The 10,215-nt window shown below is 63.9% G+C and carries 10 protein-coding genes and 1 pseudogene; 9 read left to right on the forward strand and 2 right to left on the reverse strand.

Annotation, left to right across the window (positions count from 1 at the left end):
- Window positions 1–45: 45 nt before the first annotated feature.
- Together D7W79_RS32055 and D7W79_RS32060 are read left to right on the forward strand one after the other, a co-directional pair.
- Window positions 46–675: a gamma-glutamyl-gamma-aminobutyrate hydrolase family protein gene (locus D7W79_RS32055; RefSeq protein WP_120529173.1), complete on the forward strand. Its 630-nt coding sequence runs from the start codon at window positions 46–48 to the stop codon at window positions 673–675.
- The gene (locus tag D7W79_RS32060; RefSeq protein ID WP_120529174.1) at window positions 672–1,442 is read left to right on the forward strand and encodes a phosphocholine cytidylyltransferase family protein; all 771 of its coding nucleotides are present in this window, start codon (window positions 672–674) and stop codon (window positions 1,440–1,442) included. The genes D7W79_RS32055 and D7W79_RS32060 overlap by 4 nt, the downstream gene beginning before the upstream one ends.
- Here D7W79_RS32060 and D7W79_RS32065 read toward each other — a convergent pair.
- Window positions 1,435–1,950 (reverse strand): hypothetical protein, encoded by a 516-nt coding sequence (locus tag D7W79_RS32065; protein WP_120529175.1) that lies wholly within the window; start codon window positions 1,948–1,950, stop codon window positions 1,435–1,437. The two genes, D7W79_RS32060 and D7W79_RS32065, sit on opposite strands and share 8 nt — an antisense overlap.
- A gap of 1,035 nt (window positions 1,951–2,985) precedes the next feature.
- Here D7W79_RS32065 and D7W79_RS46050 point away from each other — a divergent pair.
- From D7W79_RS46050 to D7W79_RS32095, 5 genes and pseudogenes are all read left to right on the forward strand, one after another.
- Window positions 2,986–3,342: pseudogene (locus tag D7W79_RS46050) on the forward strand (nuclear transport factor 2 family protein).
- Between the two features lie 196 nt (window positions 3,343–3,538).
- Window positions 3,539–4,720: a DUF262 domain-containing protein gene (locus D7W79_RS32085; protein WP_120529179.1), complete on the forward strand. Its 1,182-nt coding sequence runs from the start codon at window positions 3,539–3,541 to the stop codon at window positions 4,718–4,720.
- Complete coding sequence (locus tag D7W79_RS32090) at window positions 4,717–5,844, forward strand: AAA family ATPase (RefSeq protein ID WP_120529176.1); 1,128 nt, start codon at window positions 4,717–4,719, stop codon at window positions 5,842–5,844. The genes D7W79_RS32085 and D7W79_RS32090 overlap by 4 nt, the downstream gene beginning before the upstream one ends.
- Window positions 5,845–5,847: 3 nt before the next feature.
- The gene (locus D7W79_RS43350; RefSeq protein ID WP_147442148.1) at window positions 5,848–6,789 is read left to right on the forward strand and encodes a hypothetical protein; all 942 of its coding nucleotides are present in this window, start codon (window positions 5,848–5,850) and stop codon (window positions 6,787–6,789) included.
- Window positions 6,790–7,087: 298 nt separating this feature from the next.
- Window positions 7,088–7,372 carry a transposase gene (locus D7W79_RS32095; RefSeq protein WP_244222088.1) on the forward strand — a complete coding sequence of 95 codons (285 nt, stop codon included), beginning with the start codon at window positions 7,088–7,090 and terminating at the stop codon, window positions 7,370–7,372.
- Between the two features lie 511 nt (window positions 7,373–7,883).
- Here D7W79_RS32095 and D7W79_RS32105 read toward each other — a convergent pair.
- Window positions 7,884–8,384 (reverse strand): hypothetical protein, encoded by a 501-nt coding sequence (locus D7W79_RS32105; RefSeq protein ID WP_120529177.1) that lies wholly within the window; start codon window positions 8,382–8,384, stop codon window positions 7,884–7,886.
- 218 nt (window positions 8,385–8,602) lie between these two features.
- Between D7W79_RS32105 and D7W79_RS32110 the strand changes: the two genes are divergently transcribed.
- The gene (locus D7W79_RS32110; protein WP_147442149.1) at window positions 8,603–9,421 is read left to right on the forward strand and encodes a hypothetical protein; all 819 of its coding nucleotides are present in this window, start codon (window positions 8,603–8,605) and stop codon (window positions 9,419–9,421) included.
- Window positions 9,422–9,430: 9 nt separating this feature from the next.
- The coding region (locus D7W79_RS32115) for a hypothetical protein (protein WP_147442150.1) at window positions 9,431–10,215 on the forward strand (785 nt) is incomplete at its 3' end.

Raw genomic sequence — 10,215 nt, forward strand, 5'->3', positions numbered from 1 at the left:
GTGGGCGGGTGATGACGTTGGACTGCGGGGGGCGAAGGCTCGTTCATGAGTGAGCGCCGAGTGGTCCTCATCACCCAGCGCAGCGACCGTGTCCCCGGGCGTCCGGAGGTGCGGGATGCGCTCGAGGACTCCTGGGCTTCAGGCCTGTGGGAGGCCGGCTGGGTGCCCTTCCCCGCGGTGAACGTGGCCGCCGCGGCTGTCGCCCAGTTCGAAGCCATCCGTCCGGGGCTCGTCATCCTGAGTGGAGGCAACGACGCTCCGGGAACGGGACAGGACTCCGTTCCTGCGCGTGATGAGACGGAGTCGGTCCTGTTGTCGCTCGCCGCCCGGACGCGGACGCCGGTGCTGGGCGTGTGCCGGGGCGCGCAGATGCTCGCGCTCTTCGCTGGAATGCGGCTCGTGCCTCTCGAAGGCCACGTGGGCGTGCGCCACGCGCTGACGGGTCCGCTCGCCAATACGTGGCGGGGCCCGGCGGAGGTGGCGAGCTTCCACCACTGGGGCGTGGCGGAGGACTCCCTGCCTGACGGATGGGACGTCCTCGCGCGCTCGGAGGACGGCGCGGTGGAGGCCTTCGCGAACAGGAAGCAGCGCGCGCTGGGCATCCTCTGGCACCCCGAGCGGGAGCCCCGTCACCTTCCCGCAGTTCTTGAAGTCATGGAGGCATACGAACCATGAAAGCCATCATCCTGGCCGCGGGCCTGGGCACTCGCATGGGCCCGCTCGCGGCGAACCGGCCGAAGTGTCTGGTGGAGCTGGCGGGAGCCCCGCTGCTCGACCATCAGCTGGCCGTCTACGCGCACTTCGGCGTGGACGTCACGGTGATGGCCGGCGCGTATCCCGAACTGACGAAGGCGGGCCGCAACGTGCGCGTCGTGGTGAACCCGGCGTACACCACCGGCAACATGGTCTCCACGCTGCGCTTCAGCCTGCCGGTGGTGTCTCGCACGGAGCCGGTGCTCGTCTCCTATGGGGACATCGTCTTCAAGCATGAGGTGTTGGCGCGGATGCTCGCTGCGTCCCGGGACGTAGAGGTCGCCATCGACACGCAGTGGCGTCGGCTCTGGGAGCTGCGGATGGAGGACCCCACGACGGACTGCGAGTCCTTGCGCCTGGAAGGCGAGCGCATTGTGGACATCGGCTCGCGGGTGCGTTCGGTGGAGGAGGTGCAGGGGCAGTACATCGGGCTGCTGCGCTTCGGCCCCGGAGTCCTGCATGCGCTCATGGAGCGCTTCGAGCAGCGCGTGGCGAAGGACCCGCGCTACTGGAACATCTCCATGACAGCCTTCCTCCAGGACCTCATCTCCGACGGAGTGGCGGTCCACGCCGTGCCCATCGCGTCCGGCTGGCTGGAAGCAGACAACGCGGAGGACCTGCGCCGCTACACCGAGGCCCATGCCTCGGGAGCACTGGCGGGCTTCTGGTCCCCCACTGCGGTCAGATGAGGCGGACCCGCGGGTCCCCCGCGTCCTGGAGCAAGGAGAAGCCAGCGCGGTAGCGCTCCTGGATGTCGGGGACGGAGGTCAGCGCACGGACGGCCGCGTCCCAATCCGGCCAGGTGAGCTGCTCCGAGCGGATGGCGTCGGAGAAGGGCGTGTCATCCGTGAGGTGGAAGTGCACCTGCCCCACGTCCTGTCGAGGTCCCGCGTTGACGAGTACCGACGCGGGGGCCCGCTGCCGTGCAGCGGCGATGAGGGCGAAGAGGCCCGCGCGAAGTCCGGCGTGGCGAGGGTGCGCCAGCGCGAAGACGTCCGGCACGCCCCGCAGCGGGACGGCGATGTGGTGGAAGGTGCCGTAGACGGGACGCGGGTGGCGATAGATGGCGGCCTGCTCCGAGCGATCCACGGAGGTGAGGGGTAGGAGCCGGTCCGCGTGCGCGAAGCCGAAGCGCACCAGCGAGCCGGAGGCAGGGGTCCGCGCCATCCGGAACGCCAGCTGTTTCAGGGTTGCCATGAACGTCCTTCACTCGGGTGTCCGTCGCAGGAAGCATGCCCTAGCGGTCTGACAGCCTGCTCCGCCGGTTCTACCCCAGGCGGGATGCTCAAGGTCGCTGGGGCACCGCGTACAACGGGACGCCGCACGTAGGGCGCTGGACGTGTGGGCCAGCGTGAGGTGTGGCGGCAGGCGGCGAGTGCTGGCGTACGTGAACGAGGCAGGAGGGGGGCGAGCGATTCTCGAGCCCCTGGGCCTACCCATGGCAGGTGCAAGGCCGGCCCTAGCATGCAGGCCCCTCCAATCCGCAGGGTGTTGAAGCTCAAGCCGCCAGGGCCCAGAGGAGCCTTGCCCCTGCCGCGCACCCCATGGGCGGGCGGCGAGGAGGGCCAGGGTGTACCCCAAGCGGCACAAGCCGCTTCCCCACCCACCTGGCTCACTGCTTGGGCGGCCCCCATCTGCGGCCCTCCTCGGAACCTCCGCTCCTGCCCTCACCCTCCACATGGCCTCCATCCCGCCTATACGCCCACCCAGTCGATGGTGCCGGTGAAGCCTTGGGCGTCCAGCGTGTCCACGACGTCGCGGGCGAGCGTGGACAGGTCCGCGTCGGCGGACAAGCAGGGGAGACGCCATGGCCGGTGAGGTCGGGCAGGAGGATGCGGCGGCGCGGGTCGGCCTGCGTCCACGCGACCGCGAGCGAGCGCAAGTTGCGACTGCTCCCGAGGAAGCCTTGCAGCAACACTGTGGGCACATCGCCCGTGCCGACTTGGAAACTTTCGAGCACCACGCCACCACTACATTGTCCGCGCGCCTTGACCCCGGGGCACGTCGTGCCGCTTCATACCGCGACTCCCCTTTTCGTCGAGATGAACCCGGTGCCTTCCGTTTTCTCCTTCTTGTGGCTGACGCTCGCCGCCCCCCCCCACAGCGCCCGTCACGCAGGCCCCTGCCGACCCGAAGGTGGCGGTGGCCACGGTGCTGGGCGACTGACACTGCGCGGTGGCGGCATCGAACGAGGCGCGCTACTTCGCGCTCTTGACGCCGGACGCGGTCTTCATGGGCACGGACGGGACGGAGCGCTGGACGGTGGACCAGTTCCGCGCGTGGTCGAAGCCCTTTTTCACGAAGGGCAAGTCCTGGAGCTTCAAGTCGGTGTCCCGCAACGTCTTCCTGTCGAAGGACGGGCAGACGGCGTAGTCCGACGAAGCGCTGGACATGCCCAACCTGGGCCCGGCGCTCGGCAGCGGCGTGCTGGTGAAGGAGCCCGTCGGGTGGAGAATCGCCCAGTACAACCTCTCCGTCCCCATCCCCAACGACCTGATGGGCGAAGTCACCAACCGCGTGGCCAAGTACACCAAGGCGAAGGCGGCCCAGGGCACCACCCTGGCGACGACGCCCGCGCCGAAGCCTTGAGCCCTGATTGCCAGAACATCCAGGTTCATGGCCTCTCCTCTATCTCTGCAATGCGTCCAAGTAAGGCGTGTGCCCCGTGCGTCCTGCTTGGCCTCCATTTTCCGGAATAGATTCATCCGGCACACCTCGTTTCAAATTTCCGCCCACCCCAAAGGGTGCGCATCATCGCCAGTCTACGTTTTATGGGAGGCTCATGATGTCGAACAAAGCCACGCCTGGGCTTGAGGAGGTCCAGGAGTACGAAGAGTACTTTGATGACCAGCCCACTGGCATTCAACGCGAGTTTACCGAACTCCTTGAGAATGCCGAACCAAGGGATGCTGAAGACAAGAAGCCTTGGGATCCGAACAAGATCCGTATCCAGACCAAGCAATTTTCACTCAAGCAGGTCATCGACGAAATTGGAGATGGCACGATAGATCTCGCGCCTGACTTTCAACGAGCCTACGTTTGGAGCAAGCGACAGCAGTCGCGACTCATCGAGTCCATCCTGCTAGGAATTCCGCTTCCCGCCTTCTATTTCAATGCGGAGCCGGATGGGCGAATGCAGGTTGTTGATGGCGTGCAACGGTTGTCCACCATCAACACCTTCGCTTCAGGAGAACTCACGCCTTCTGACGTTGAGTACCTTGAAGATCTGAAGCAGAAGCGCTTCGCGGCTCTAGCTCCAATCTGGCGCCGCCGCTTCAATCAGACGCAAATTGTTGTGCATGTTATCGACCCACAGACGCCGGTGGATGTCAAGTTCGACATATTCAAGCGAATCAATACCGGTGGCAGCCCTCTCACCGCTCAAGAGATCCGCCATTGCATGAGCAAGGCACGCTCTCGTGATCTGCTGAAGCGACTGGCGGCTCTTGATGTGTTCCACGAAGCGACGAGGGGAGCGCTCAAGGGAGACATCCGCATGGTAGACCGCGAGCTGGTTCTTCGATTCATCGCATTCTACACGCTCAAGGATTTCAAGCAGTACGAGCATTATAAAACATTGGACGATTTTCTGATGGCAGTCACATCACAGATTGACAGCCCTGTCGAAGTGCCTGACTCCAAGCTTAAGGAAATTGAGCTCGCTTTCGCGCGGGCAATGGAAAATTCAATAAAAGTCTTCGGCTCACATGCATTTCGTAAGTGGCCGTTGGGCAGCGACCGGCACAGTCCGCTAAATCGTGCCCTGTTCGAAAGCTGGTCTGTTGCGCTCGCGGAAGTGGATTCGGGTGATCTAGAAAGGCGACGCGAGTCTATAGCCAAAGCGGCAAGAAAGGCGATGACCGACGACCCGTTCTATATTATTTCCACAAGTGTAGCGACTGGCTACGTGAAACGGGTCGAAAAGCGCTTCGCAGTGGCTCGCGAAGTCGTGCGAGGAAGTCCATGATTCGCGGCATCACATTGAAAAACTTCAAGCGGTTTCGCGAATGTCCGCTCCCTCTGCGGAGAATGTCAGTGCTGACTGGCCTCAATGGGGCGGGAAAGACCTCTGTCATCCACGCATTATTGCTGCTACGCCAAGCCTCTGCTAGGCATCCCTCTCCAGAGTTCGTCTCGCTCAATGGCCCGTTTGGACTTGCTCTCGGAGAGGCTCTGGACGTTCTGCATGGCACTGCAGAGCCTGAAGAGGGAATTACCATTGAGGTCGATACCGAGGAGCTAAATCAGAATAGCTGGATGTTCTCCGTTGAGGAGCAAGGCCGCAGCCTGAACCTCCAGATAATGCAGCGGCCAGAGCGGGCTCCAGCGGTACTTTCAGGGAAAGGTCGGCTCTTCAATTACTTGTGCGCAGAGCGACTGGGACCGCGTGACGTACTAGGGGCGGACTCGGTTGCGTTGTCGGAATTGGGCGTTGGGCACCAAGGCGAATTCACTGCTCAGGTGTTGTCGGTTCTTGAGCGTGAGGTTATCCGCGCTGGACGACTGCACCCTCAAACCGAGGAAAGAGGCGGCGTTACTACATTGCGCAAGCAGGCGGAGTGGTGGATCAGTTCGACTGTGCGACCTGTTGAAATCGACGCGCAATGGTTCACCACCAGCAACGTAACCGCAATCCGCTACAAGACGCCCGGAGTAAGGAGCGAGTGGACGCGGCCCACAAATATGGGATTTGGCGTTTCCTATGCTTTGCCAGTGGTTGTTGCTGGACTTCTTGCGCCCCCCGGTGGAATCTTCATCGTCGAGAACCCGGAGGCTCATCTCCACCCGGCAGGCCAATCCGCCATGGGAGACTTCTTGGTCCGAATTGCCGCCGATGGTGTTCAAGTGATTGTCGAGACTCACAGCGACCATGTTCTCAACGGCATTCGTCGCGCAATCGGAGAGCGAGGCTTGCTTGCCGCAGACGAAGCCATCATCCATTTTTTCGAGGGGACGGCCGAGGCCCAACCTGTGGTTAGCCGAATTGACGTACGCAGCACAGGTGATTTGTCGGCATGGCCAGCGGGCTTTTTCGACCAGATGGACACGGACCTTGCTGCTCTCGCCCGGGCCCGACGCCTTCGGAGATGAGGAATGTCCTTCGTTCTTGACGATGCCCCGTGGATGCTTGATTCGGTCGAGTTAAATGCGGCTGTGGCCGCGCTCGAAGAACTCGCCGAACGTCTTGATACCGCCCTGCTTCGCCGCGAGGAGGTACGCTGCTACGCAGGCGTTTACCAGGAATGTCATGTTCAGGTGGGTGTGCGACTTTACGAACTTCTGTTTGGCGAGAATTCGTTGCTTTCACTTCAGCGAGATCTCAGAAACCGTTTATCGAGGCACTTGGATCGAATTGCCACGCTGCAAGACGACAAAATCCTTGCATTCGATGTGACTATCCATGGGGAGCGAATCTTTGCCCCTTCGCTGGCGTGGGCACATGATCGGTCATTTCAAGGTGAACCTGCTGGATGCCTTACCTTGAGCACTGCCGGAAGGGTAGGAGGGCTGCCAGTTGATGTTGAGGGCAGGCTGGCGCAGCTTCATTTTGTTGTGAACGAGAGTGCACATGTAGGCTTCTTCCGCCAGCGCATTCTTGATAGTGCCGATGCCCATACACTGGAAACACTTGCTGCCTCCGCATTTCCTCAATTGTGCTTTGTTGATGATCTCTGGAGGGGCTTGCATGATTTCAGCCGCCCTTATCGAGACATCCGAGACGAAGTCGTCAACCACCTGTCCATTTTCTCGGACCACGGATCCCATATCTTCTCTCAAAAGCAGAATAGAATTATCGAGAGTGGATTTGCGGCGCATTACATTGAGGTCAGTCCGGAGAATCAGGAGACGTTGCGTGATCGGCGTTGCCGCGAGGCGCGCGAGCGCGAATTTTGTGACGAGCTTTTAATTTTCAACTGGCATTCAAAGATTGAGCCGCACCAAAATCGCATCCATATCCACCCAGGAACCAAGGGCTCCAACAACCGGGTCATTGTTGGAATACTTCACGAACACCTCCCGCTTCCGCGCAACTGACGGTGCTCGGTGTTTTTTGATTGAAAAATGATTGGCGTGACCGGGATGACGGGTGTTACCGAAATCACGGTGATTTCTGGCGGTAGGCGCTACTGTCAGGATGCGCTGAAGGTGAGGTGGAGTAGCTGCTGAGGGTGGTACGTCATCAGGTGCTGCGCCTGCTGGAGAAAAAGGGGCCCTACTTGCGCAAGGACCCGAGGATGCGCTGCAGGCGTACCAAGCGCACTCATTGTAGCAACGGCTGTGCTGGACGGGGGTGGACGCCCGGTCCCCTCCCCGAAAGCAGCTCCGGTGCGCCTTGCTGGAAGGCTTCTCCCTCCATGCCAACACGCACCTGCATGCCAACGACAGGCAGGGGTTGGAGCGGCTTTGCCGCGATGGGGATCGTGGCACGCTGGCGCTGGAGCGCCTGTCGCGAATGGAGGATGGCCGCATCGCTTACCGCCTGAAGCGCCCGCTGCCGGACGGCACCACACACCTGCTCTTCACCGGGCTGGAACTGTCACGGCGTGTAGCGTCGCGGGGACCTCCGCCTCGGGCAAACCTCACGAGCGTCCACGGCGTCTTTGTTCCAGACGCGTGACTGCGGCCATTTCTGCTTCCCAGGCGGGAGCGGAGGAGCCGAGCGTGGCACCCCAGGCAGCTGCCAGCACGGAGCCGTTGAAGGAAAAGACGCCGCGAGGAGACTTTCGCCGAGTAGCTCAGCAGGACGTTCGACTTCGATGTGTTCGCCTGCGTGAGGTGTGGCGGCAGGCAGCGAGTGCTGACGTACGTGAATGAGGCAGGAGGAGTGCGAGCGATTCTGGAGCACCTGGACCTGCCCACGGCAGGTACGAGGCTGGCCCCGGCGCGTGGGCCCCTCCAGGCCGCAGGGTGTTCAAGCTCAAGCCGCCAGAGCCCAGAGAGCCAGGCCCCTGCCGCGCACCTCATGGGAGGGCGGCCAGGGCCAGCGTGTACCCCAAGCGGCTCAAGCCGCTTCTCCACCGGCCTAGCTCACTGCCTGGGCGGCCCCGTCCGCGGCCCTCCTCGACACCTCCGCTCCTGCCCTCACCCTCCACATGGCCTCCATCCCGCCTGTACGCGACGCGCTGATGTCAGAGCATGGGAGAGAAGGGCTTCTTGAGGGTCAGCGTGAGGCCCACCTCCCGGCCATACGGGAGGCGGCCTGACAGGTCCCGCTCGTTCTCCAGCGGGACGCTGAAGCGGACGCCCACGGAGCCGTAGACGAAGCCGAGGAAGGGCGCCAGGTGGAGCGACGTCGTGGCCCGGCGGGCCGCCGTCGCCGTCTCGTAGGCCAGGCCCGTCTCCAGCCCGAAAATGAGGAAGGTGCCTTGCACTCCACCGCACAGCCGCGCGTGGTCACCCTCCATCCACTGGCCCTGCCCGAAAACGCCCAGCGCACCCGACCTGAAAGAACCCATGCGATTGTTGTGCATCGCCAGGTTGAGGGTGGACTCCACGCCCATGCCCCATGCGGCTTCCTCCTGACGGCGGCTCACGCTCACCAGCGGCCCTACCGTGAACCAGGGCTGCGGGGAGCCGTCGTCCGGCGACGCTGCCGGGACGACCAGGGCGAGCAGGGCAAGAGCGTTCATGGCGCCAGGATACGAGAAGGCATCCACCCCACCGCGGCTCCGCTCCAGACACAGTCCGTGCTTCTCACGCTCTCGCGAGAGGACGACCCGGGGGGACGTTCGGGGCGGTGCCTCACGCGTGATACATTCCCCCCTCTCCTTGAGGACCTGCTGGACCGGCCTCGCCCCGCCCCCCCATGACCAGCCCCTGGTTCAACGTCCCCTACTTGCATTGCCGCATGCGCTTCGATGTCTCTCATCAGTGGCGCAGGTTCGACCCCAAGGAGGGGCCCCAGGCGAACGTCTGGCATCACAGCGCGAACTACACCGTCGCCGCCACGTTCCGACTCCAACTCCAACGGGACAACTGGCTGAGCCCCTCGTTCCACAACCCCCAGATCACCTTCCACGTCTCGGGGTGGTCCGAGGCGGGGCTGAGCGAGGGGCAGAAGGGGGGCCTGCTGTCGCGCAGCCGCGCCTCCTTCTCCGGGAGCACCGGGGCGGGCTCCGCCACCTTGACGCTCTACACCGACGAAGGCCACGTCGGCAGCCTCAGCGTCGGAGACCTCATCAACGGTGGCCAGGGCCTGCCCTTGACGTACACCGTCCAGAACTGGCTCCAAGGCGCGGGAGGCAAACCCTCGAAGGAGGAGTCCGTCGTCGGACTGCTGCTGCAACAGCCCTTCCCGGAGCAGCCGGGTGCGGTGCTGCTCGCGGCGAAGCCCAGCCACATCACGCTGAACAGCCCTTTTTGTCCTGCGGTCAGCGCCTGCGAGGATCCGGTCATCTCCGGCTCCATTCGCGTCACGCCGGGCCTGCCCACCTTTCGCATCGTGGACGACACCGTGGAGCAGAAGCCCCTGCGCAACTGCCGCCTGCGCGTGCTCTGCCCTGACGGCGCTGAGCGCGAGTGCGTCACGGATGAAGAGGGCGAGGTCTTCCTGCCGCGCACCGGCAAGGACGTCTACACGCTCTTGGAAGTCATTGCCGACGGCGCGCCGCTCACCCTGGCCGAACGCGGGGCGTGGACCCTCGAGAACCTACCCGACCCCTCCTGAACCTCCTCCATGCCCGATCTCGACACGCTGTTGAAGGACACCCTGCTGCTCACCGCGGCCCCCGGAGCGCCCTACCAGTCCTTCGAGGGCGGCGGTGGCGCCCAGGCCCAGGCCGCCGCCGGCCCGAGCGCGGGCAGCGTCTGGAGCTGGACGCACAACCTCGGCACCCCGGGCCGCGTGAGGAATGTCACCCACCGCTTGCGGGAGACGCCGTGGTTCCCCGCGCAGACGCTCACCGTGCTGGACGAGCTGGTCTGGAGCCCCATTGAAATCACCTACAAGGGCACGGCGCTGAAGCTGGAGCTGACCCGTGAGTTCCTCCTGCGCCGCTATGAGACGCCCGGCGGCTCCGTGGCGAAGAAGACGACGTTCTGGATCCCCACGGACCTGGACCGCAGCCTGATGCTGGTGTTCGGCTTCCAGGTGAACCTGCGCGCTCCGGCCGGCACGCTCGCGCTGGAGCCCATCCCGAAGGACGTGCTGTGCAGCGACGGCTTCATGCCCGTCAAGAAGCCCACCGCGCCGCCCAAGCCGCCCGTCATGAAGGTGAAGCGCACGGAGACCGGCACGCTCTCGCTGTCGCCCTTGCGCGTGCTCGTCTGCGCGGAGTTCGTCTGCTGCAAGGAGCGCAACGACTACACCCCGCACGGGCTCGCCGCCACCTCGCGGTTCCGGCCGCACCTGATGTTCATGAGCAACCGCCCGCTGGAGCGGATGGCCGCGCGCATCCACGTCCGCCGCCCGCCCATGTCCAGCATGGCCCACCCGTCCCCGACGCCGCCTCCTCCCTCGGG

The organism is Corallococcus exercitus (genome assembly GCF_003611585.1).
GTDB lineage: Bacteria > Myxococcota > Myxococcia > Myxococcales > Myxococcaceae > Corallococcus > Corallococcus exercitus.